Origin of the sequence: Sphingobacterium sp. CZ-UAM, assembly GCF_002000245.1 — a bacterium.
GTDB lineage: Bacteria > Bacteroidota > Bacteroidia > Sphingobacteriales > Sphingobacteriaceae > Sphingobacterium.
In genome coordinates this window covers 255,519-280,661 of record NZ_MTCM01000001.1, presented here as the reverse complement: position 1 = coordinate 280,661, position 25,143 = coordinate 255,519, and the positions used below count along the sequence as shown (strand labels likewise).

Here is a 25,143-nt window from a genome sequence, read left to right as displayed (position 1 = left end):
TCACGATCGTTGACTGCCAAAAGAACAAAATATTCGCATGAACAAAGCAAATTTAATCAATAAGGATATTGAAGCTATTTTACAAACAGAATATCAGGACATCTCGCAGTTGGTCAAAGATTATCAGGACGTTCCGGTCAGTGAAGAAAATCAGGAAGCCTTATATGCCTATAACCTGCTTTACATGAATATACATTCCTTATCGGAACAGGAATATCTTGATGCATTCAATCAACTAGGTGAAAAATACCCTAATTACGGTCTAGCGGCAGAAAATGACCACAGAAGAACAATTGCCGAACTGGAGCGGTTGAAACAGGCGTTCAGCCAACTTTGCTTACAAACCGAGCAAGGGCAGTATTTACTTCAACTCAAACTCAGGAGTATTGATCTGGACATTCAAGTATATCGAAAACTGATGCAATTGCCGATTACTCCGGCCATTCAAGCCGACATCGACCTGCTGGAATCAGCCTCCTATAAACTTACAGATGAGATTGAGGCAATTTTAGCGCAATATGATGTTGAATAACTTGTATTTTGTTCGAGCATTTCTTTTGCGGACATCAACGTATATATGCTATTTATTTATCAGTCTAAGCACACTCTTATTGCCACAGGACACTTGGGCCGCTTCGCCTGATCAGCTCCAACAGCAGTCATTCAGTCCCTATTCGATCAGTGACGACGGCTATTTACACTATAATCTACAGGTAAATGATAGCAGCTATCTTGCTATAGTATTGAATCTGAATACCCTATTCCCAAGCACAAACGTCGAGAATCTTAGGCTGAAACAATATGAATTAACAGGCTCAGAACTTAAAATCAGTAGTTATCAGGGGTCTCCCATTTCTATTCATTATCAGGTTACTGATAACGAACTCAAAATATTAAGAACCAGCAATTTACCATCCAAACCTAGATTGAACAGCCATTTATTTTCTTTGAACTTTATCAGGGAACTGGAAACTTTATTTGCAGTGAACGATTTAGAACAATTAAAAATACTCAACTGGGGGACCGTTCCCAAAGAAAACATACTCTTGTTTTTAAGCCAATTGAACGATTTCTCCAACACAGCAGAATTTGGTTACAATGCGATCCACAATTTGTTAGCCAGTAAAAACTATGCTGTGGCAAAGTTCTTTTATAACTCATTTTTGACAAAGAATAAGAATTTCAATGACTTCGAATTACTTAAAATGGCGATCGAACAGGAGGACTTGGATTTTATCAAAAAAACATCCTTAAACAGTTTAGACATCTTGGGTATAGATGAGGTCAAATTCGACTACAGTTTTACACAATGCACCTTGCTCGGTAAAGCAATACAACAAAAAAATAAGGTTATCGCACGTTATCTTTTGGATCATCGTGCTTCAACAGAAAAGGTATACAAATATGAAACAGAAGTACTTAATGCAATTCAATTCGCAGAGCGGGCGAAAGCAAAAAAGCTAGCTGATCTTTTTAAATAAAACAACACTTATCACATATCAAACTATCTATCATCCTAATAGCTAAACTTAAAAACAATTCATAGCCATAAGATAAGGACAACAACTTATGCTATGCACTACTTCTGGTAGTATAGTGACTGAATAACAGCATAGCTGTTTAAAAGGAATGACAGGATTGAAACAACAATACATAATCAGCGCATACTAACAACAGCTAAAATAACGTTACCAAAATAAGGTCATACAGATAAATCTATAAATTATGCCGATACGTTTCTTATCTTGCTGGAATAAAAGATGATAGCAGATTATATGATCCTATTTAAAAAACTACACATATGAAAAAAATAGCTTTATTTGTCCTGTTGCTCATTTGCACGCTCCTGATCGGGCTATCTTATTTCCAGATTAATGCAACGAAAGCTCAAAACGGAGCTTTAGATAAAAAAGTTAACAGTAGCGCGATGCTACCTCAGTTAAAAGATGGCGATATGATCTTTCAGTCATCCGTCTCGCCGCAGTGTAAAGCTGTGCAACTAGCCACAGGTTCTCCTTACTCTCACTGTGGTCTTATTTTTCATGAGGATGGAAAACCTTACGTGCTGGAGGCTGTTCAACCCGTCACAGTGACCAGCATGATGGATTGGATCGCTCGAGGAAAAAACAAACATTATGTCATCAAACGACTTAAAGAGGCAGACAAAGTACTATCGACAGAAGTTTTAGCTAAAATGAAGGGAATCGGTAAAGAATTTTTGGGCAAAAACTACGATGCTACATTCGAATGGTCGGATAACCGAATTTATTGTTCGGAACTAATCTGGAAAATCTATCAGCGCGGTGCCGGAATCGAAGTGGGCAAACTGGAAAAACTCAAAGATTTTGATCTCAGTAGCGTCGAGGTCAAAAGCAAACTCAAAGAACGTTACGGCAATCGGATCCCTTTGGAGGAAACAGTAATTTCCCCTGCATCTATTTTCAATAGCAAGCTTTTGACAACAGTAGCAAGCAATTAATTTAAGACTCGTTCAAGAGGGACAGTGCAGCATTTATAAAAACTGAAATTCCTATTTTAAACGCCTTTTCGTCGAGGTTGAACTGAGGATTATGAAGCCCATGTTGAGTCGCATTATCGTTATTATTCGTCCCTACTAACATAAACAAAGACGGATATCGATAAGAGTAATAAGCAAAATCTTCTGCTGCCATCCAAATTTCCAAATCCTGTACCACGTCATTCCCCATGTTTGCCTGTATGATATTTTTTACCTGCTGGGTCAATACAGGGTTGTTGTTCAAGGCTGGATAGCCATGTCGAACCTCGACATCCACTGTCGCTCCCAAAGCGACAGGTAATGTTCGCGAAATTTCGGCAACTGTTTCCAACGCTTCTTTACGCCAGGCTTCGTCCATTGTCCGGAAGGTTCCGGCCAGTTTGACTTCTTCAGGGATAACATTCGCTGCCCCCTCACCGATAAAACGACCAAAAGTAAGTACGGATGGGATATCCGGATTCGCCTTACGGCTGACCACTTGCTGTAAGGTCGTGAGCAGCTGCGCAGCGATCATAATGGGGTCGATGGCCCGATGTGGCTCAGCAGCATGACCACCACGTCCTTTGATTGTCATATAGAATTCATCACTCGAAGCCATAAACCTTCCTGGTCGTAAGCCTATTTTTCCCAATGGAACGCGTGGACTTACGTGCATTCCCAAAATAGCCTTAATCTTTCCACCAAAAGATTCCAATATCCCGGATTCCAAAATCTGGATTGCCCCACCGGGAATTTTTTCCTCCGCAGGCTGAAACAGTAATACAATCTTTCCTGAAAATTCAGCTTTATACCCCTTTAATACAGAGGCTACACCCAATAGATTTGCTGTATGAAAATCATGTCCACAAGCGTGCATGACGCCTTCATTTTTAGATTTATAGAACACATCATTCTGCTCATGAATCGGCAATGCATCAATGTCAGCCCTTAAAACCACAATAGTATCACTAGGCGATTTTTCGCCCTCCAATAGGGCAACCACACCGGTATTGGCCACAAGTTTAAATGGGATATCGAGTGCGGTTAATTGTTCCTGGATATAGGCACTCGTCTCATACTCCTGAAAAGATAACTCAGGATGCTGATGGATATGCCGACGGATAGCAACGACCTTTGGAAAAATAGCATCAATTTCAGCGTTCAGGTTTTTCATTATCGAGATATTAGTTAAAAACGATATTTCTATTATGATAATCTTTATAAATCGTCCAACAAGTTAAGTTAAAAATGTTGTATGCCAAAGCCAAGGAAAAAAATACCAAGTCTATTATGCGAACCCGCACAGCGTCATAATCGCGTCAATATTCTTGCTTTAGGCGCATTGTGATATAGCTGTTTGATTTTCACAATAATTTATTTGAATTCTATATATTTTGTATCCATCAATGGAATTATTTTTGTCGACAAATTATCACGATGGAAAAAAACACTAAACCCAGACAATCCTTTGTTCCAACGATACTGGCTTTTGCGCTTGTTCCGATTACAGGTCTTGCTACTGATATCTATCTCCCCTCGATGCCCCAAATGGCATCAGAGCTTGGTCTCAGTGAAAGCCGTATCCAGTTAACACTGTCCTTATTTCTGATCAGCTATGGTGTAGCTCAATTCTTCACGGGCGCACTCGTGGATGCGTGGGGAAGATATCGGATCAACCTGATTTCACTGTTTCTCTTTATCCTTAGTTTTTGGATAACCGCAACTACTGATGATATCTGGATTATTTACGGCATGCGTATTCTTCAGGGAATTCTATCTGCATTCGTCGTCATTTCCAAACGGGCTTACTTTGTCGATGTGTACGAGGGCGAGCAACGCAAGCACTATCTCAGTATCATGACCATCGTCTGGTCTATTGGACCTATTATTGCTCCCTTTATCGGCGGATATCTTCAAACACAGTTTGGATGGCGTTCAAATTTCATGGTCCTTGCTGTTTATAGCGCCATACTTTTTGTTCTGGAATTTATCTTCTCTGGCGAGACAATTAAACAAAGAAAACCACTACACGTCAATTATCTTATCGGCGAATTTAAAATGATGTTAAAGACAAACGATTTTACTTTTGGCGTGTTGATGTGTGGAATATCTTACGGCTTAGTGATGTTTTATAACCTTAGTGGCCCATTTTTTATCGAGCATCAATTGGGTTACGGAGCAATCACCACGGGCTATACATCACTTATCATGGGATTAGCTTGGATGTGCGGTGGTTTTATTGGAAAAGCGCTGATCAAAAGAGCCTTAATACCAAAGCTGCGAGTCGCTAATTTTATCCAGATTATCCTGGTACTACTGATGATTGTGGTATCCCCTTATCAGACGAATTTATATACACTAACATTCTTCGCATTTGCAGTACATTGTTCCGCCGGATTTATATTCAATAATTATTTCAGTTATTGTTTGGGTCGATTCCCATTGTCAGCAGGAATAGCCGGCGGATTGGTCGGTGGAATTACTTACCTATTAACGTCCTCCCTGAGCTACGGTACAGTCAGTTTAATCAATCCCTCTTCTCAACTTGAAATCGGACTGGGATACGCCGTATTTGCGAGTTTGGGACTGCTCACACTCTTTTTCATCAGTAAGCTAGCTAAAACGAATAGGCTATAGCTAAAACAAATAAAAAGACTTTGTCAATTTTAAGCTACACATTTCAATATAGCTGCTATTTTATTTTTGGAATAAGTTAAAAACAGTTATCTTTGTATCATCATAATTTAGGTTTATAATTGGTTATTGAAGGTTTTCATTCTCCCCGTTTGAAAACCTTTTTTTATGCCCATTTTTATTGATTCTTTTTTTATTAAGGGACTAGACAGCGTCCAGCACTCGGCTTATTGACCGGAAAGGACCCGCAGTCAATTTTCATAATCGTTGTCCTTTTGATAACATGAAGATTTATGATATAATTATCTTAATTATTTTTAACACTAAATTTCTCGATATAGGTACGTGGGCTTTCTTTATAGAATTTCTTAAACGTTTTGCTAAAATATTTTGGGTCATTGAAACCGACCTGATAGGCAACTTCACTAATACTCAATTCGCTATCACTCAACAGTATTTGCGCCGCTTTTTTCAGACGTACCATATTGATAAATTCGACCAGATTCAAGCCCGTTTGCTGTTTTATTTTACGGTATAAAACTGACCTGCTTACCCCTATTGCCTGCGTGAGCTCTTGTACACCGAAATCCTCGCAGCCTAGATTTTCTTCCACAATACGCAATACCTGATCCAAAAAGCGTGTTCTTTCGGTTGTCTCTGTCGCTTGTCCTCCCAAAAGATAATTTTGAACAAACTTTTCTTCCAAACGTTTTCTTGTCTGTATGATATTTGATATCTTTTGAATCAAATGTGGCATACTGAATGGTTTGGTAATATAATCATCAGTTCCAACTTCAAAAGCTTCGGTAATATAAGGATCCGCCGTCCGCGCAGTCAATAAAATAACCGGAATGTGATTTGTACTATTATCATTTTTTACCTGTTGCAACAGCGTGATACCATCGCAATTTGGCATCGTCACATCCGAAATAATAATATCAGGCTGCTGTTCATGGATCAAGGCCAGCGCCTCGTTTCCATCATTGGCTTCCAAAACCACATATTTTTTGCGTAAATTTTCACAAAGAAAACATCTCAGCTCCACATTATCTTCAGCGACAAGTATAATCGGTTTCTCATCCGTCGTACGATCAATTTCTACGGGAGTATGCTCATGCTCTTCTACCAATTGTTCAGCCTGTTCAGGGATAGCGTCGATAGCTGACTCACGGAAAATATAAGCGGTCGATGATGGATCCGTAGGCAAATTTTGCTGTGGTAAACTGATCCGAAAGACTGTATTATAGGCTAAAGGTTCTGCGGCCATATTACTTTCAACAGTTAATATACCGCCATGTAATTGGATAATGGATCGTGACAATGCAAGTCCAATACCACTACTTGTGGCAACAAATCCTTCGGTATTTGCCTGATAGAATTGTTCAAATACAAATGGAATATCTTTTGCAGGGATGCCTCTACCGGAATCCCAGACGGAAACAAGTAATTTAGCCGCATCGTCATTGCCCTCGAGTTCAACTTGCACTTTTATCCTTCCGCCCTTATCGGTAAATTTAAAAGCATTGTAAATAAGATTGACAAGCACTTTCTCAAACTGCTCAGGATCAAAATATGCCTGGTAATCAGTGGAAATATTATTATCAAGGAAAAACTGGATATTATTCTTCTCTGCTATAAAATGGAAGTTTAATAAAACGTTTTTCAGATATTCGGATACAAGAACTTTCTGACTGTGCAGTTCCATTTTTCCGCCTTCATGTTTCCGGAAATCAAGTAGTTGATTGACCAAATTCATCAAGCGATTGGCATTTCGTGTGGCGTAGCCCAGATGTTCCTGTGCATAGTCAGATAGCGAATGATCCGTTTTCAATTGATTCAATGGTCCTATAATCAAAGACAGGGGTGTGCGGAATTCATGCGAAATGTTTGTAAAGAAATTGAGTTTGGCCTCATGTAGCTCCTCCTGTTTTTCAGATGCAATTTTTCGGATCAAAAGGTCACGTTTTAGTTTATTTCTACCATGAAAAAAACGGATAATCAAGAACACAACAAAACCCAAAATCAAGAAATAACCTGTATAAGCCCACCATGTTTTCCACGGTGCTGGGAGAATTCTTATTTTTAAAACCCGCGCCTTTTCATTCCAGATTCCATCATTATTTGATCCTTTTATCCAGAGTTCGTAATTCCCCGGATCCAAGTTTGTATATGTAGCGACCGGATTGCTTACAAAATTCCACTCTTGATCAAAGCCTTTTAAGTAGTAAGCATAGCTGTTTTTTTCAGGATGAACATAGTTTAACACACTGAATTCAAGACTAAATACATTCTGATTATGATCTAAGACCAATTCATCCATCATGGATATGTCCTTGGGGATTACACCATCTATTCCGGGTCTAACGGTACGATTAAACAATTTAAGATCAGTAAACTGTATCGGCGGAACATAGCTATTGACGCTAAGACTGTCAGGATTGAATAGGGTAAAACCAGAAAAGCTACCAAAGGCGAATTTTCCGTCTCGTAGCACGGTGGCTGCATTTTGAATATATTCATTACCAGGCAAGCCATCCACTTTTGTATAACTTCTAACAGTTCCAGCTTGCGGGTCGAAACAAGTAATTCCTGTATTCGTGCTCAGCCACAATTTGTTCTTTTGATCACTCAGTATACCAAAAACATTGTTGACAGGTAGTCCATTTTGTTCATTGAAACGTTTAAAGGCTTTCTTTTCGGGCAGATAGCGATTTAAACCGCCCATATAGGTTCCGATCCAGATTTGTCCTTTTCGATCTTCGTGAATGCTAATGATATCGTTACCACTGATTGAAAGTGAATCGTTTTTACGGTTCAAAAAAGAAATGAATTTATCGGTACCTGCTATTTTAAGATTGAGCCCATTCGAAGTACCGATCCATAAGTTACCTTTGGAATCCTCCATTAATGCTCTCACCATATTAGAGCTCAATTGTTTACCGGCAACGTTGAAAGTCTGGAAATAACCGGTTTTTTGATTTTTCCGCTGTACCTGCAAACCGCCACCAAATGTTCCGATCCAAATATCGCCCTGCCGATCTTCCAGCAATGCATACACGTTATTGTTTGCCAGTCCATTGATGTTATTGGGATCAAAACGAAAATGCTCGTAAACCTGTTGTCCTTTACGTCTTAAATTTAATCCACCATCATAAGTGCCTACCCACAAATTACCCTCCCGGTCGCGACAGATAGACTTTACATTATTATGGCTTAGGCTTCCCGCACTACTTTTATCATGACGTTCATTAAAAAAAGAATTGCTGTATCTGTTAAAATAGTTCAAACCACCCCCCTCCGTTCCAATGACCAAATCGCCATTTGGATTCTCCAAAAAAGCACTGACTACATTGTAGCTCAAGCTGTTTCTCCGAGACTGATGCGTAAAATTTTGAAAATTAGGGATATCTTTATCGTAGATATTAATCCCGCCAAAATAAGTACCGATCCAGATAGAGCCTCTTTTATCCTGAAATATTGGCCGAATAGAGTTGTTACTCAAACTATTGGGATTGTTATCGTCGGCCTGTATAAATAATATTTTCCCGTTTCGGTATAAATAAAGGCCATTGAATGTTCCAATCCAGATGCTCCCATCGTCAGCCTTCTTCAAAGAGCGTACATCCTGATTCGCCAAATTTACAGTAGGACTGTCATCCGTATTCAAAGAAGATACCTCTCCTGTATTTTCATTGATTATTTTTATGCCGTTGTATTTCGTTCCTACCCAAAAAACACCAGGCGCAAATTCCAGAACAGCCTGAAATCGTTGATTTACTTTGTTAACCAATCCTTTCTGATTGAAATAAGTCCGCAACACCTTCAATCTATTGCCATCCTTGGAAGCTGACTGCATCAGCACGATTGCATCATCTGTGCAAAACCATAATCTTTTCTTCCCGTCCTCGTATATCGTTCTAAAATTTCTAAAATATGAGCGGCCATTGCTCCCCTCCACCGTGATTTCATTGAAAACTAACTCAGCCTCCAAATGCGCGCCTTCTTTTATCCGATATAATCCAACATTTGTCGCAATCCAAATTACACCATTTGAATCTTGGAAAATCTGATGCACATTTACTTCTATTTTCCCACTTGTACTCTCAACCACAGGTAAAGGAATACGTGTAAAATTATCTGCATTTCGATTGTATAAGTTAAGACCACCTGTTGTCCCTACCCAAAGACGTTGTTTCCTGTCCTGGGTAATTGCTTGTATAAAATTATGTTCCAGGGAAAGGCTATCCTGCGGATTGCTTCTATAAATTGTAAACTTACGTGCATCATATTTATTCAGGCCATCCCGCGTACCAATCCACATAAAGCCCAGATGATCTTGCTCAATAGCAAAAACGCTACCTTGTGATAAACCTTCGTTTACATCAAGATGTAAAAAACGATAGTTCTTCTCCTGTGCATTAGAAATAGAAAGGACAAACAGCGTACTAAAAACCCAAAGTATACAAATACGTAATGGCATCATGAGGAATATAATTGAAATTGGATACGATAAAAATAATCATTCCATTCTATAAACACCAATAGTTATTTATTTAATCTATCGTTCAATTGTTGCTCATAAAGTGACTCTAAGAGCAATTTTTTATTTTGATTTTCCCAAAAACCGGCAGTCCTGTCTTTAAAACGACCTTGATTTTTTTCCCCCACTACCCCTATGGCAAAATTTTGCCCGGAAGCCCAAGGCTGTTGTACGGCTGCACGCTTGACTTTGCAATTCCACAATACCTGTGTCACGCCGGCCCAACCGTGTCCGCTCCCCCAGTTACCGCGATCCTGAACATTAATCTCGCCATCGGTGGTTATCTGATCGTACAGGGTGCCTACTGCCCAACGATGATGTGGTCCAATATCCGCATGGGTATTTGTTGCAGTGGACAAGCTAAAAACATTTGGCCCCAAAGTTCTTGCTCCCGTGACATAGTCATGCCGCCCTTCTGTGGTATATAATTGTCGAAATAAATTGAGCTGACCATTGTTATTGAATGAATACCTACGTCCTCCTGTAATTTGAGATTTGGGATCCAAACATTTCGAGTTGATCACTGTTATTTGTTTTGCTAAGGATTCCAAGCTCACCGCCGCGTAACCAAAATAGCATGTGGTGATGTTTCGCACCCATGCATTTTCGACTTTATCAAGTTCAACGGCTATCCATCCATGATTTTCGTCTGTTTCGTTGGCATATTCGGATTCAAAACGTAGGTTTTCAACCCCAACTTCCCGAATACGCCCTGTAAAACTATATGGTACGACAGACACTTTACCAAACTGTGGGTTTATGGCCATAACAACAGGATTATCTAAAAACAATGTATCTCCGCTGATGGCGGAGATAACACGTTCAAATTTTAGTCTGTATTCTTTGGTTGTCCACTGTTTTGTTCCTTCCCGTGTTATAATCTGATTCATTTTAATGGCACTAATCCAAGCCTCATTGAGTTCATAAGAAAGGAGAACCGGTTCATCTTTCTGGAAGACACGACTATCGTCCACAACGACATACTGAGTACCAACCGGTATATATATTGCTTTAACGACCTGTTCTTTAGCCTTATCTTCGACATAATTCCCTTCGCCAGAAATTTTAAGCAAGCTACGCTGTTGCCCTCCGGTCGCACGCAATAAGGTTTTACCTTCCATATCGCCTTCGCCTCTCAGAACGATACCACTCGATCTGATCAGTAAACTCCCGGGGATATTATACGTGCCTTTTTTTAGCATTATTGCTCCTCTATAACCATTCTTATCGAGGGGTTTTCCGGAAATTTCATCGATGGCACGCTGGATCATCTGTTGATCAGTTCCATCTCGTGTAGGAAACAACGAAATAGTGTTAGCAACAGTAGGAATTGGCCGATTTCCCTGATGATAGCCAACCCGGCTAAAATCAGGGATGATATTCCCCTTATTATCGGGGAAATAGATAAGCTTTCCTTCAGGGTCTTTCCGAACCAAACTCGATTGCACCTTCCCCGAGCGCAGGTTTTCTTCCCGAAGCAAGGCTTCTAAAAAATAGTAATCAGCATAACTTAAGGGCTTATCGACCTCTGAATTGGAGGGTTTTGATCCCGTACTGTGCAATAATATAAATCCCTTGTTTTTATTTGGAGGGGACATATATCCATCAATTAGATTTGATAATATCGTACGTGCCCTGCTCAAATGCTCCTTTCCCTGTTTACTGAACGTACTCAATTCCAATAGTCCGGATGCGATCACTGTTGCGGCTGAAACGTCCCGCGGTTCGTTGGGAATATGAGGTGCATCAAAATCCCAATAAGGGATTAAATCCTTTGGCATACGTGGATGGGCAAAAAGCCAATGTGCTATTTGTTCTGCTTGCTGCAGATATTTCGGATCCCCTGTTTCGCGATAGCACATGGTATAACCATACAGAGCCCATGCTTCCCCCCGGGCCCAGGTAGACTCGTCACTAAAGCCCTGATGTGTATTTCTGTGCTGTATTTCGCCGCTGACGGGATTATAGTCAATAACATGATAGGTACTGTAATCCGACCTAAAATGGTTTTTCATGGTTGTGTTTGCATGGCTAACAGCAATATGGTAATACGTAGAATCCCCCGTCAGTTTTGTTGCTTCAAAAAGCAATTCCAGATTGAGCATATTATCAATAATGACCGGAAAATCCCAACGATGGCTATTGTGATCCCAGGAGCGGATACATCCGACCTTTGGATTAAACCGTGTTGCCAAGGTCTTCGCGGATTGGATAATAACATCCCGATAATGGGTATTGGCAGTAAGGCGATAGCCATTACCAACGCTACAAAAAATCTTAAAGCCCATATCATGGGTCTTCCCATTATATTGTTCAGCTTCTATTGATTTGGTCAATTCGCCCGCCAGCTCTTTCCATTTATGTTTGCCGGATTTCTCATACAAATACCATAAAACCCCAGGATAAAAACCACTGGTCCAATCGCCACGTTTAACGGCCACCAACTCGTTATTTTCGGAGAGTGTACGTGGAGAAGCCAATGTAGAATCCGCTTTTTTTAGCAACTGCAGTTCCTTATAGAGCAATTGCGACTGTCGATCAGCAAGGGCCCAGGCTTTTTTCAATTGACTGGTGCTCTGTGCCTTCATTTCCTCAGCAGCACAAAGGATATATATTATGCACAACATCCAAATGATAAACCGTTTTCTGCAGATAAAACGATTCGAAACATCTACGTATTTTGATAGCAGCCTATTTATATTGAAAATCATATTACATTTAGGTTTATTTAAGTAAAAGGTTAATTGGTCAGATTTATAGTTGGATTAACATTATTGCACGATGATTATAGCCAGATTAAAGGATTGCGGATAGGCAAGTTACGAATGACCTCTTCCTCTTTGGAATTATGGTCGAGCTTAGTCCAAAGTCGTAAATAGCTACTGTCTTTATAAGCATTTGCGGCAAAGACAAGAGCAGGCTGAGCAATAGGCCACTGCTCCCAGTACATTACATCTTTTTGATAAGGCCATTTGTTCTTATTACTGATATAAGGTATCATAAAATCGATCCCTTTTTTTATTGTACGTCCATCGGACAGCGTGTATTGCCATAGCGATTCGTCTGCTGTTGATAGGATATGACAAATCATGGTCATTGCATCAAGGTTAAAAAGGGAATATCCAAAAGGCTTCGTACGTTGAAGTTCCCGTGGAAAACTACCGTCTTTTTCCATCTGATTGGGCAGTAAAATTTGTTGATAGCGTTCGCTGCACATCTTGAGCAAAGCTGTGTCCTTTACTAAGCTGGCAAAGGAGGCTACCTGCATCACCCAACAAGTGCCATGATTATTTGCTGCATTCATTTCATCTTTACCGTATTGGTGCTCCGTCAACCAGCGTAAGTAGGTAGCAAACCAACGGTGTATGGCATCTTTAGTTGACTGTGGAAAGTTAGGATCATTTTCGAGCATTTTTACGCCCTGTGCCACTTCCATTAAATGAATGGTGTCAATAATCCCGATACCACGCCCTGTAAATCGTCCTTGTACAGCTTGGGCATACAGCAGATTTGGACTCATCCTGGTCGCCGAATCAACAAACCAGGCATTCAAATGCAGCAGCGCCTGTTGTACGTATTTTTTATCAGGCTGCAAACGATAAGCAGAGGCTAATGCACCTATAATTCTGCTAAAGCGGATCATGGCTTTTCGATGGGCAACAAAATTCGCAGGATTACTCATACCATCCCTTTGGACATAGGGCGCACCCGCATCCATTGGATCTGGCCACCAATAGTCGCCTTCCGAGTAAAAGTCATGAATGCCACCGCTACTTCGAACTGCAGGATAAGCCGTCACGGTCAAGGGCTTTTGCTTCATGGCCCATTTTGATTGCTTTTTTACGATAGGACGCAAAACTGTCACGATTTTACTCTTGAAAGATCCATTGGGTTCATTCGCCCCAGCGAACAGGGGGAGCAGCACAATCCCAATAAATGTGCTAGCGCGTCTGAAAATTGATTGTAAATTCATTTCCTTAGATTTTATGAGCTATATCGGGATAATGCGGTACTCTTTTCCTTTCACTGTTTGAAATTCAATTTCAAAAGTTTCTTTGGTTGATAAAGGCGATAATTTTTCGCGGTCAAGGATATGGTATTTCAATGAACTTGGTTTGTATAGCAATTCATTTTCAGCCCCATTGACTTTATTCCCATTCGTTCCAATTACTTTCACTGGCATAGCGGTCCGTAACTTGCATATTCCACCTATATTGGAAACGATGCGCGCCTCTTGCAATTTATTATCCTTCCAATCCATATCGACTGTAAAGTTTCCTCTTGCTTTAATTCCCTTGATATGTCCCGCGGACCACTCATCGGGTAATGCGGGCAATAAATGAACTGCACCATCATGACTTTGCAAAAGCATTTCAGTCATTCCGGCCGTAGCACCAAAATTTCCATCGATCTGAAACGGAGGATGTGCATCAAATAAGTTCGGATAAGCACCACCACCACTCATTTGAGCGCGGTCCAGTTTGGGATCAATAAAATTCAATGCATCCTTAAGTATTTTATAGGCATGGTTTCCATCCTGTAATCTTGCCCACCAATTTGTTTTCCAAGCCATCGACCAACCGGTACTCACATCACCGCGCAGAAGCAACGATTTTTTTGCCGCAGCGGCCAATTCACTATTTGCTGTAACGCTGATCTGGTTACCCGGGTAAAGTCCAAAAAGGTGTGAAATATGTCTATGCTGATCTTTGGGATCATCCCAATCTTTAAACCATTCTTGCAGTTGACCATATTGTCCAACCTGATAGGGATATAATTTTGCACTCGCCTGTTCCAATGTCGATTTAAATTCAGGATCAACCTGTAGCACATCGCAAGAACGAATTACCGCGGTAAATAACTCGCGGATAATGGCCATATCCATTGTGGAGGCCATGGTCAATTGATATTCCTTTCCTGCTATTTTTATCGTATTCTCAGGTGATGTAGACGGATTTGTGATCAGGTATTTATTTTCAGGATCAGCAATTAACCAGTGTAACATAAACTTCGCTGCCCCCTTCATCAGTGGATAAGCTTTATTTTGAAGAAAAGATTTATCTCCAGTAAAGCGATAATGCTCCCACAGGTGCGTGCTGAACCAAGCCGCAGCCATTGGCCATGCAGACCATCTCGGCATTCCCTTTGGATCCCATTCATATCCCCCAGGAGGAGAAGTTTTGGCCCACAGATCTGAATTATGATGGACCACCCAGCCCTCCTTTATGTTGTAATTTACGGCAGCAGTTTTAGCTCCATTAACGGCCAATTCTTCCATAAAATCAAATAATGGCTGATGACATTCGGACAGGTTGGTATTTTCCGCCAGCCAATAATTCATTTCAGTATTGATATTCGTGGTGTAGTTACTTCCCCAAGGTGGCTGTACATGATCATTCCAAATCCCCTGTAAATTGGCCGGTCTACCGCCCTGTCGCGAGCTTGCAATCAGTAGATAACGTCCAAAATGATAATACAACGTCAATAAATCAAGGTCGGCAGGTCCTTTGGAAAATTGCATAATGCGCTGGTCTGTCGGTAAACTTGCATGTGTTGACATTCCGGCCAGTTCAAAATCTACCCTGCTAAATAGCGATCTGTAATCCTTCTGATGATCAGCAAGCAATGTTGCGAAATTTTTAGCAGCAACCTGTTTCATCAAACCGTTAACTGCTGTTTTTACATCTTTTCCTGCTTGGCTTGGCGATTTGTCGAAACCGTTAAAACTGGTCGCTTCTGTCAGCAATAGTAATACCTCGTCGGCTCCCGTAATACGAAGCTTATCTTTTTCCTGTTGTACTTTTCCTCCTTTTGCCTGTACCTTAACACGCATTTCGAAAGTCATCCCCTTTCCCTCAATGCTATCGTAAACCACCTGTTTAGGCTCATAATCCCTATTTGCAACAAAACTCGGTGCTTTCCCCACGAGACTTAACATATCACTACCGATTGCAGAAACAGTACTTTTAAGCTTACTCGTCATGGATAGATCGAATGTTATCGATTTTGCTCGATCTGCTTTCAGGCGAATAACCAAAGCTTTGTCCGGATAACTGACAAAACTTTCCCGTTGATATTGCACACCTTGATAAGTATAACTTACCGTACTTACTGCCCGTTCCAAATCCAAATCTCTTCGGTAAGCTTTCACCGCTTTCTCGTCTTGGTGAAAATCTAACCATAGATCGCCCATAGGTAAATAACGTGCCGAATAAGGACCTTGCATTTTCTTCCAGAGGGCAGCAGCTTCTTCATATTTGCCCGCTAAAACGGCTTCACGTACTGATGGTAAAATTTGGGGACCATTGGGGTTGTTGCCAGCCTCGGGTTCCCCCGACCATAAGGTATTATCATTCAACTGAAAACGATCTTTCGTTACCCCGCCAAAGACCATAGCCCCAGTTGTACCATTGCCCAATGGCAATGCTTCTTCCCAATAAGCAGCAGGTTTATCGTACCAAAGTTCCAGCTTCTTCTGTTTATGCTGTGCAAAACCGTAATTCACAGTCCCCATTATCCCGAGCAATAGTAAAATGCTCAAATTACTGTTCAATTTTATCATCGCACTATTTTTCAATTGTCAACAATGTACTTTTTGATTCGTCCAAGCGTCCTGAGACAACGGCCTTCCCCTCGGATAGACGCAATCGTATGCAGGCACTTCCATTGTATGCCTGCACTTTTTTGGCGCCGATTGATGTGCCTTGATCAACAATCAGTTCACCATCTCCCGTTGCATCAAAATAAATCCAGTTTTTGGCATCCAGACAAAGGATCCCGTTTTTATCGAGCACTTTGGCCTGCACCGTTATGATATCACCTTCCCGTGCAATTTCTTCAACCTGTAATTTTGTAGGTTGTCCCCAGGCTTGAGTCTGATACACTTGTTCGATTTCATCTGTCAGTAGTTCCTTGCCATTTTTCGCAACTGCTTTGAGCTGATTTTTCCCTTCACGTAACTTTACCATCCAACGCAATCCAGCAGCGGGGAAATCTTGGCTATTTCTTTTCTTGACCCCTTGACTTTCACCATTGACAAATAGCTCGACTTCTTTCGCGTTAGAATATACTTTAATCATCTTCGCTTCATCAGTCTGTCCCCAACGAACAGGCCAGGTATGTCCATAGATATGCAACATAGGTTTTGAAGTCCAGTACGATTGAAATACATAATAGGATTCTTTCTTCGTAAAATCGCGTTCGACGACACCTTTCTGATTGACGTAGGGAACCGGATTATCAGGCCGAACAGGTGTAGAAAAATCTTTAAAGGGCCAATAAGCGGTACCGGTAAGCCATGGCATGGTTTCCTGTTCCTTGAGGTGCCAATCGATCAAGTTACAGATATAGCTCTCACTCCAGTCACCATCCTTGGAAACTCTTGCTGCACCGCCAATGAGCGATGCATCACCAGCCCGCTCATCGGTGGTACCATCACCTTCTATTTTGGCTAATGCCCGATCCGGATCCTCGGCATGTCGACGAGCATGACTATCTCCACCCCACTCCACATGAAGAAAATGTTTGACCTTTTTCATTTCTTCTGTCGAGGCCGTTTTATAATCTGTATATACGCCACGGTACCAACCGGCCCAGATAGAAGGTGAATACACATCGACAATATCTTTACAAAAATCACAACGCCGTATGGCTGTTTTCCGACTGGGATCCAATTGGTGGGAAAGTTCGTGCAGTTCACGCATAAATGTTCTGATTTTCTCTTTGTCGAATTCAGGGAAATCGCCAGGCCAATCATTTTCATTACCTAGGCCCCAGATAATGATCGAAGGGTGATTATAGTGCTGCTCTATCATATTTGTCAGCATACGTTTTCCCTGTTGCTGATAGATTTCACCGCCCAAGCCACCACGGCACCAAGGGATTTCCTCCCAGACTAAAATACCGAGGCTGTCACATGCTTCGAGCACCCTGCGGCTTTGCTGATAATGCCCCAATCGAATAAAGTTGACCCCCATTTCTTTCATCATCGTCATTTCCTGTAGAATCTGTGCATCCGTCATCGCTGCTCCTACGGCAGCATGATCTTCATGACGGTGAGTCCCACGGAGCAACAATCTTTTTCCATTTAGCAAAAAGGGACCATTCGCTTTAAATTCTACATGCCGGAAACCAAAAACGGTCTCTTCTTTAAATGTCTGTCCATTGCTTTTAACGATGGTCACCAAACGGTACAAAGCGGGATGATCCGGACTCCACAATGCTGGTTTTTTAACCGTTAATTTTCCAAAGTCAAGAGATCCTTCCACCGAACGAACAACCGGCGTCTGACGCTCAAGCAATTTACCCGAAGGGTCGTAAAGCTGCGTTTCGACATCAAAATTTGAGCTGTTGGATTCTGTTAATAGCCGACCACGGATTTGCAACAGACCTTGCTTTCCCTCCACATCCACTGTAGGGCTAACAAAGACCTTTTCTAAGGCCGTCTGTGGTACATATTTCAAATTCAGGTGGCGATAGATACCTCCATAAAGATTAAAATCGGAAAGATCCGAGGGAATCATTTCGAGGTCACGTGAGTTATCTACCCGAATTGAAACAGGTATCTTTCCTTTAAACTGTGTTTTATAGGCTTCCGTTTTTTTAAACTGCTCGACCGCCTCAGTAATATCTACTGTCCACTCATCATATCCCCCAACATGTTCTCCTACTTTTTGCGTATGGATATAAACCGTGGACTTTTGTCCTGCACCTTCAAAATGGAGCAATGTACGACCATTTGAATAAGGATTTTCGATCGTTAATCTCTTTCGATACCAACTGGGGCCCTGATAATAATTGACATCGGGATCAACCGCATCCAAAGCATTATAGCAATGTGGTAAACTAACGGTTTGCCATAGTGGAACAGATTCTGGATTGCCTGCTCCTACAGGCCGGACAGCCTCCCAGATCCCCCCAAGATCACTCCTTAGAAAATCCCATTCTTGATCGATTCGCTTTGATTCCTGAGCCTGGATCTGTAAAGCGCCAAATCCCAAGAGCAGTGTAAGTATTTTATAAAATTTATTTTCTGTTATCATTAATGTGCTTCTCTTTTCTTAATCTTTGGTCCCAGATTACTCATCCAAGGCTCCAGTTTTCATTTTCTTTGCTGTGGCTGTCTTATCTCTTTCTAGTTTTCCAGCCAACTCCATTTTGATCACCGTTGCGACAGGATCAATTGCCTGTTTGGAAACTTCAATTTTGATCGCATCAGACTGCGATTTCACGTTAAGTGTTTTACCATTCGCTAAAAAACTAGCTTTTAAAACCTTATTCTTTATTGGAAGAACGATCGTTCCATCTTGAGGCCAGTCAAATATGGTCAGGTAAAGCAGGGTCTTGTCGCCCTGCTCCTTCATTGTGCATCTTCCCCAATCAAAAGGCTGCAAAGGACTGCTTTTGGTCGCATAGATAGCCTCGCTGTTTGTTTTCATCCATTTCCCTATCGTCGCCAATCTATCTATGCTTTCCTGTGGGAAGGTACCATCGGGTTTCGGACCAACATTTAGCAAATAATTCCCGCCTTTGGATGCGATATCAACCAAATTACGGATCAATGTTTCCGCCGACTTCCATTTATGGTCAGAGGTACGATATCCCCAGGTTCCATTCATCGTCATACAAGTTTCCCAGTGCTTTCCTTCTAATTCGCTCCAATCAGGAATTTTCTGTTCTGGCGTCTTGGTGTCGCCAGGAAAATTTGGTCTTTTCAAACGATCATTGGTAATAATATTGGGTTGCAGGCGCAGTTGTTCCTGGAGCATACTTGCGGCTTCATCAGTCATATTTGTTGGTGTATCCCACCATAACACAGCAATGTCGCCATAATTGCTCAACAGTTCTTTCACCTGTGGTACAGACACATTTTTGATATAGTCGTCAAAGCTCGCTGCCTCTTGCTTGGGATCCCAATGGCCTTTGTGCGCTAAGGTATACGCATCAATCTTCGCTGAATCCGGATTTGGCCAACCTTCCCGCATGAGTTTTCGAGCAGCTGAACCTCCTGGGTTATTCCAGTCTTGTGCTTGCGAATAATAGAATCCTAATTTAATGCCATACTTTTTACAAGCCGCAGCTAAAGGTTTTAACAGATCTTTACCATAGGGAGTTGCATCAACCATATTCCATTTGCTGGTTTTTGTTTCGAATAACGCAAAACCATCATGATGTTTGGCTGTGATAATGAGGTATTTCATACCGGCATCCTTCGCCATACGTACCCATTCATCTGGATTATATTGTATCGGATTAAATTGAGCTGCCATTGCCTGGTATTCGTCAACGGGGATCTTTGAACGGTTCATAATCCACTCTGCTCCCCCTCGAGCTTGCTCATGACCACGATAGACCCCACCGAATTGCGCATATACCCCCCAATGGATAAACATGCCAAATCTGGCTTCCTCCCACCATTTCATGCGCAGACTATCAGGAAGCTTATTTTCTTGCGCCATCGATGTGCTACTTGACATTCCTGATACCAAGAGTATCAGCAATACTATTTTATACATGTTGAGTTTAGTCTTCATACCTATCTTGGTTATATTTTAGAATCCTATTGTTTGCTTAAATTTATCATTTCCCAAAGTTTTAGCAATATCTACCTCAGATTGCGGAACCGGCCAAAGGGTATCTCTCGCGGCAAATAAGCGCATCGCACCATCGGGATCTTTAGTGTTATCCATGACCTGTTTGATGACTCCCCATCGCTTCAGGTCAAAATAACGTTGCCCCTCAAGCGCTAGTTCAACACGTCGCTCGTGGCGGATAATATCTCGAAATTCATCCTTAGTCAATGAAGAACTAAATTCCAACAAAGGCATTTTAACATCTGCGCGCGAACGCACTTGATTCAACGCGTCTACTGCAGTTTGCTCAGGTCCAACGCTTTCATTTTTTGCCTCAGCATACATCAACAGCACATCGGCATAACGAAGAAATACCCAATCCTGGTCACTTTGCGTAGCATAGCTGGTGGGCCATTTGGCTTCATTGATATATTTTCTAGGTAAGAAGCCACCCTTAACATCCGCTGCTACAGGATCAAATGCGGAGGAAGCTGTCGTACCACGCCATACGCCACTGTAGATAATAGATGCCTTCAATCGCGGATCACGATTTTCATACGGATTTTTCGCATCATATTTGGCAGAAGTACTGATATCTTTACCATCAATACAGTGGTATGAATCTACGAGATACCCCAAAGGCTGTACCGTCATTAAATAAGAATACATCATATCCGCAGGACTGTACATATTAGGTGGTAAAAAGCGTGCTGAAAACATGATTTCGGGATTACCATTTTGACCGGGTTTTCTAAATAAATCCCGGTATCCACCTTGATAGATCGAGAATTTGTTTTCATCGATCACCATCTTTGCCGCTGTGGCGGCTTCAGCCCATTTCTTATTTGTCAATAATACCTTTGCTTTATAACCGAGGGCAGCCCCCCTAACAGCGTGGCCTTTATAGGCCGTATTTGGCAATTTTTCAATGGCATAATCAAGGTCTGCCAAAATAGCTTCTACTACTTTGCCTTTTTCGGCCCTTCCCAGTCTAGCACTGGCATCATCCATCCCCAAGGGCTCAAGTATCAAGGGTACATCACCATAGAGATTAGTCAGCAAGAAATAATAATGTGCACGAATGAAACGCGTCTCAGCTTTATACCGATCCCGATCCTGTTGGCTCATGCTGGTAATTCGGTCAATATTCGCAATCAGTTTATTACAAGCCGCGATTGCTTGATAGGAGATTTCGTAGCCTTCAGCTTGCATACCGCCTGTTGTTGAGGTCAATCCGCCTCTAGAAATTGTGTTAAAATTATTGGACGTACTGGATATAAATGCGTCATCGGAAAGCCCGTCCCAAAACATGCTGGCTCCGCCCCATCCCCCTCTCGCGTTGGAAGAAGATGTAGAGTTATAGCCGCGACATAGGAATTCATACACACCCGATAGCGCGAGGTCTGCGTCTGCCTGAGTTTTCCAAAAAGTAGATTCCGGTATTTTATCAGTTGGGTTTTTATCTAAGAAATCTTTTGCACAACTGCCCAGCGCTGTGGTAGCCGCCAAACAAAAATATAGATATGTTTTTTTAAGTTTAATTTTCATGATCTCATCAGTTAGAAGGTGATATTTGCACCAAATGCAAAAACTTTATTTTGAGGATGGGTTACATAGCGTCCTGAGGTAGCACCACCACTGCTGGAAACACCTCTTTCAGGGTCTAAACCTGGGAACTTCGAAAAAGTAAGCAGATTATCTGCGGCAAAATAAACCCGAAGACCTGAGATACCTGCCTTCGACAATGTGCTTTGCGGAAGACTATATCCGATTTGAATATTTTTCAATCGCAAGAAAGATCCATCTTTCAGGAAAAATGTCGAGGCTGTCCTGACATTATTTGCTGCAGGAGAATTATCTAAGCCTACAATCGGCAACGATGCATTTGGATTTTCCGGTGTCCAGGCATCCATCCATTCACGGGTGAAAGTTCCCCCTTGTCTAAAAGGAACGATTCCCCATTCGCTAACAAATATTTTCTGGCCTTGAGATCCAAAGAAAAATGCTGTAAAATCAAAATTTTTCCATACTGCTGTTGCATTAAAGGAATAATCAAAATCTGGGAATGCTCCTGGCACAACAACGCGATCATTATTATCCACCATATTATCGCCATCGACATCTGCAAATTTCAAATAACCAGGTTGTGCTGGCACTTGTTGTTTTGGCGAATTTGCAACCTCCTCCTTAGAGCGAAATATGCCTACACTTTCCAATAAATAAAAACTGCCATAGGGTAGACCTTCACGGGTAATTGTATTGCCCGAAATACGTTCAGCTCCATATTTTATAACCTTATTGCGATTGGCCTGAATATTTCCGTTCAATGTCAGCGAAACCTCACCTATTTTTTCACGGTATTGCAGTCCGAGTTCGATCCCTCGATTACGGAGCGTTCCATAATTTACCGTCGGTGCCGTCAGACCAATATAGGAAGGGAATGCTGTCGACGAGGAAAGAATATCAGAGGTGACTTTATTGTACCAGTCAAAGGAGGCTGTCAGTTTATTATTCCAGAATCCAAGATCAAAACCAAAATCGAGTACCCGGGTGCTCTCCCATTTTATCTGTTCATTTGCCATGGCAACCTGACGTGCGCCCTGTTGTAGGTTTTCTTCAAATGGATAGGCAAAAGCAGAGCTGTAAACCGTCTGATAGGGGTAATTGCCAATATTCTGATTACCCAAGGTTCCGATGGAAGCCCTAAGTTTGACTTCATTCACTGTTTCTTTAAGCTGCTCGCCAAAAAAAGCCTCGTCTGAGATCTTCCATCCTGCCGATACAGATGGGAAAAAGGCCCATTTACGATTCTCAGGAAAACGTGAAGAAGCATCATAACGGGCATTTCCCTCCAAGAGATACTTACCCTTGTAATCATAATTCAAACGACCATAATAGGACCTTAGCGACCATTCATTCGTGATACCACTATTAGACTGCTGTCCTGCGCCGCCACCATCTAATTCCAGCAAATCCTTATTTGGGAACTGCAATCTGCTGCCAAATAATTTTTGCGCCTTATTATATTCGGTCTGTGTACCTGCCAATACCTTTAGATTATGGTCTCCGAATGACTTATCATACGTTAGTTGGGTATAACCTACAGGATAGACATTATTATCATCCGTCACTTCCAATCCTTGGCCACCAACGTCCAATTGTCGCGCCGGAAGCGCATCTGGTTTTGCCTGCCACATGTACTGGTTGATTACAGGTTTGTTGGTGTAGTTTTTTGTAAATCCATAAGTCAGACCGCCACTGGTTTTCCATTCCAAGCCATCCAGTAATTTTATATTAACAAAAATATTTCCCTGCATAAAATAATTGTTTAGCCTTGTGAATGCATTTTCAGCAACGGCTACAGGGTTTTTATTGGGAGACTGAAAAGGATATGCCCTGGAAGTATATCGACCACTACCATCCGGGAGTACTGGACCATATAACGGCGATTGGCTTATTGTTGACAGAAACTGATCTTCGGCTCCATTTCTTGGATATTTTCGATCACCGTAATTCAGCGTAATGCTCGAACCAAAACTTATTCGATCATTGATTTTCGAATTGAGGTTCAACTGCAAATTATACTTTTTAAAGGACGTGCCGATCATAATATCGGGCTGATCAACATAGCCAAGGATGACGTTGTAATTGGTTCCATTAGCACCACCACTTAAACTTAAATTATGCGTTTGCACAGGTACCGTTTTAAATACGGCATCCAACCAGTTGAAATCCGGATAAAGTGTCTTATCCGTCGCATTTTTATAGGCGTCGATCATTTCCTGGCTGAAAAACGAATTCGCATTGGTAATACCTGAATTTTTAGCAGCTTGATTATATAGGCTCATATAATCTACCGAATTATAGACCAAATCAGGCAATGCTGAAGCCTTTGTGATGCCGACATTGTAATCGTAACTCAATTGTGCCTTTCCAGATTTACCCTGTTTGGTTGTCACTAGGATGACACCGTTTGCAGCTCTTGCCCCATAGATTGCTGCGGAGGCGGCGTCTTTTAATACCGTAATATTTTCAATCGCCTGTGGATTCAGGTTTTCCAAACTACCAGGAATCCCATCTACGATGACCAATGGCGCAGAAGATGCACCGTAAGAGCCCAATCCCCTAACCTGTAAATTCACATTTTCATTCCCGGCCTCTCCGGAGCCCTGTGTCACACGAAGTCCCGGCATACGCCCCTGAAGTAATTGTGTAGGGTTTGTTGCGATCCGCTTGTTCAAGGTTTTTCCGTCCACTGCCGCAACAGCCCCTGTTAAGTTACTCTTCTTCTGGGTTCCATAGCCTACTACGACAACTTCATCCATAAGACTACTTGATTCTTGTAGGACAAGATTGATATGATCTTTTTTATCAACAGCTATTTCTGCTTTTTCTCTACCTACTAAAGAAAAGATCAATACATCGATATCTTTAGCTATAATTTGGTAATTGCCGGATACATCTGTAACAGTCCCATTCTTTGCGCCTTTAATCTGTACTGTCACCCCCGCGAGTGGTTCGCCCGCAGGTGAGGTTACTTTTCCGGTTATTTTTAACTGAGACTGGGCAAATACATTTGGCGCAGTCATACTCATCAGCGAAAATAAAAGCAAACCCTTCCCTACCGTTTTGGTTATCGGTGTTATCATAGTTCTCTTGGTTTATGTGGTTATTTGAACTCAATAAATGAAACCAAATATCAAAAATCGCGGGTTTCCCAAGGGAGAATTTTCGTTCAAATAAGTGGAAAAAATGTCTTTTCCCTCGATTTTCAGCGGAATTAAACGGATTTTTAAAAAAATCTTATTTTCAATTGCTGATTCACTATTGAATAGGGCCTGAAAAATGCTTTTTATATACTTATTAAAAGAAAATATCAACTTACGAATAGGTTGATATTT

The 25,143-nt window shown here is 41.5% G+C and carries 13 protein-coding genes; 4 read left to right on the top strand and 9 right to left on the bottom strand.

Annotated elements, in window-relative coordinates:
- Window positions 1-37: 37 nt before the first annotated feature.
- From BWD42_RS01120 to BWD42_RS01110, 3 genes are all read left to right on the top strand, one after another.
- On the top strand, window positions 38-532 hold the full coding sequence (locus tag BWD42_RS01120; RefSeq protein WP_077432642.1) for a hypothetical protein: 495 nt from the start codon (window positions 38-40) through the stop codon (window positions 530-532).
- Window positions 519-1,481, top strand: coding sequence for a hypothetical protein (locus BWD42_RS01115; RefSeq protein WP_217699974.1), 963 nt, complete (start codon window positions 519-521; stop codon window positions 1,479-1,481). Before BWD42_RS01120 ends, BWD42_RS01115 begins: the two co-directional genes overlap by 14 nt.
- 320 nt (window positions 1,482-1,801) lie before the next feature.
- Entirely contained in the window at window positions 1,802-2,479 is a 678-nt protein-coding gene (locus tag BWD42_RS01110; RefSeq protein WP_077432640.1) for a YiiX family permuted papain-like enzyme, read from the top strand.
- 1 nt (window position 2,480) lies between these two features.
- On the opposite strand, the gene BWD42_RS01105 is transcribed toward BWD42_RS01110, so the two are convergent.
- The gene (locus BWD42_RS01105) at window positions 2,481-3,671 is read right to left on the bottom strand and encodes a M20 family metallopeptidase (RefSeq protein WP_077432639.1); all 1,191 of its coding nucleotides are present in this window, start codon (window positions 3,669-3,671) and stop codon (window positions 2,481-2,483) included.
- A 263-nt stretch (window positions 3,672-3,934) separates the two neighbouring features.
- On the opposite strand from BWD42_RS01105, the gene BWD42_RS01100 reads away from it, so the two are divergent.
- Window positions 3,935-5,134: an MFS transporter gene (locus BWD42_RS01100; RefSeq protein ID WP_077432638.1), complete on the top strand. Its 1,200-nt coding sequence runs from the start codon at window positions 3,935-3,937 to the stop codon at window positions 5,132-5,134.
- 304 nt (window positions 5,135-5,438) lie between these two features.
- Here BWD42_RS01100 and BWD42_RS01095 read toward each other — a convergent pair whose 3' ends face one another.
- From BWD42_RS01095 to BWD42_RS01060, 8 genes are all read right to left on the bottom strand, one after another.
- Window positions 5,439-9,614, bottom strand: coding sequence for a two-component regulator propeller domain-containing protein (locus BWD42_RS01095; RefSeq protein WP_077432637.1), 4,176 nt, complete (start codon window positions 9,612-9,614; stop codon window positions 5,439-5,441).
- A gap of 62 nt (window positions 9,615-9,676) precedes the next feature.
- Window positions 9,677-12,298, bottom strand: coding sequence for a glycoside hydrolase family 88 protein (locus tag BWD42_RS25125; RefSeq protein WP_077435673.1), 2,622 nt, complete (start codon window positions 12,296-12,298; stop codon window positions 9,677-9,679).
- Between the two features lie 158 nt (window positions 12,299-12,456).
- The gene (locus BWD42_RS01085) at window positions 12,457-13,644 is read right to left on the bottom strand and encodes an alginate lyase family protein (protein WP_077432636.1); all 1,188 of its coding nucleotides are present in this window, start codon (window positions 13,642-13,644) and stop codon (window positions 12,457-12,459) included.
- Between the two features lie 18 nt (window positions 13,645-13,662).
- A complete protein-coding gene (locus tag BWD42_RS01080; protein WP_077432635.1) occupies window positions 13,663-16,233 on the bottom strand; it encodes a glycosyl hydrolase family 95 catalytic domain-containing protein in 2,571 nt (856 codons plus the stop codon).
- 4 nt (window positions 16,234-16,237) lie between these two features.
- Window positions 16,238-18,712: a glycoside hydrolase family 2 protein gene (locus tag BWD42_RS01075; RefSeq protein WP_077432634.1), complete on the bottom strand. Its 2,475-nt coding sequence runs from the start codon at window positions 18,710-18,712 to the stop codon at window positions 16,238-16,240.
- 36 nt (window positions 18,713-18,748) lie between these two features.
- A complete protein-coding gene (locus BWD42_RS01070) occupies window positions 18,749-20,203 on the bottom strand; it encodes an alpha-L-fucosidase (RefSeq protein WP_254846152.1) in 1,455 nt (484 codons plus the stop codon).
- Between the two features lie 18 nt (window positions 20,204-20,221).
- Window positions 20,222-21,790 (bottom strand): RagB/SusD family nutrient uptake outer membrane protein, encoded by a 1,569-nt coding sequence (locus BWD42_RS01065; protein WP_077432632.1) that lies wholly within the window; start codon window positions 21,788-21,790, stop codon window positions 20,222-20,224.
- 11 nt (window positions 21,791-21,801) lie between these two features.
- Window positions 21,802-24,891 carry a SusC/RagA family TonB-linked outer membrane protein gene (locus BWD42_RS01060; RefSeq protein ID WP_254846151.1) on the bottom strand — a complete coding sequence of 1,030 codons (3,090 nt, stop codon included), beginning with the start codon at window positions 24,889-24,891 and terminating at the stop codon, window positions 21,802-21,804.
- Window positions 24,892-25,143 lie beyond the last annotated feature (252 nt).

Excerpts from the sequence above, each read along its gene's own strand:
- BWD42_RS25125 (WP_077435673.1), bottom strand. The coding sequence starts at position 12,298 with ATGTTGTGCATAATATATATCCTTTGTGCTGCTGAGGAAATGAAGGCA.
- BWD42_RS01070 (WP_254846152.1), bottom strand. The coding sequence starts at position 20,203 with ATGAAGACTAAACTCAACATGTATAAAATAGTATTGCTGATACTCTTG.
- BWD42_RS01095 (WP_077432637.1), bottom strand. The coding sequence starts at position 9,614 with ATGATGCCATTACGTATTTGTATACTTTGGGTTTTTAGTACGCTGTTT.
- BWD42_RS01080 (WP_077432635.1), bottom strand. The coding sequence starts at position 16,233 with ATGATAAAATTGAACAGTAATTTGAGCATTTTACTATTGCTCGGGATA.
- BWD42_RS01085 (WP_077432636.1), bottom strand. The coding sequence starts at position 13,644 with ATGAATTTACAATCAATTTTCAGACGCGCTAGCACATTTATTGGGATT.
- BWD42_RS01115 (WP_217699974.1), top strand. The coding sequence starts at position 519 with ATGATGTTGAATAACTTGTATTTTGTTCGAGCATTTCTTTTGCGGACA.
- BWD42_RS01065 (WP_077432632.1), bottom strand. The coding sequence starts at position 21,790 with ATGAAAATTAAACTTAAAAAAACATATCTATATTTTTGTTTGGCGGCT.
- BWD42_RS01075 (WP_077432634.1), bottom strand. The coding sequence starts at position 18,712 with ATGATAACAGAAAATAAATTTTATAAAATACTTACACTGCTCTTGGGA.
- BWD42_RS01100 (WP_077432638.1), top strand. The coding sequence starts at position 3,935 with ATGGAAAAAAACACTAAACCCAGACAATCCTTTGTTCCAACGATACTG.
- BWD42_RS01060 (WP_254846151.1), bottom strand. The coding sequence starts at position 24,891 with ATGATAACACCGATAACCAAAACGGTAGGGAAGGGTTTGCTTTTATTT.
- BWD42_RS01120 (WP_077432642.1), top strand. The coding sequence starts at position 38 with ATGAACAAAGCAAATTTAATCAATAAGGATATTGAAGCTATTTTACAA.
- BWD42_RS01105 (WP_077432639.1), bottom strand. The coding sequence starts at position 3,671 with ATGAAAAACCTGAACGCTGAAATTGATGCTATTTTTCCAAAGGTCGTT.
- BWD42_RS01110 (WP_077432640.1), top strand. The coding sequence starts at position 1,802 with ATGAAAAAAATAGCTTTATTTGTCCTGTTGCTCATTTGCACGCTCCTG.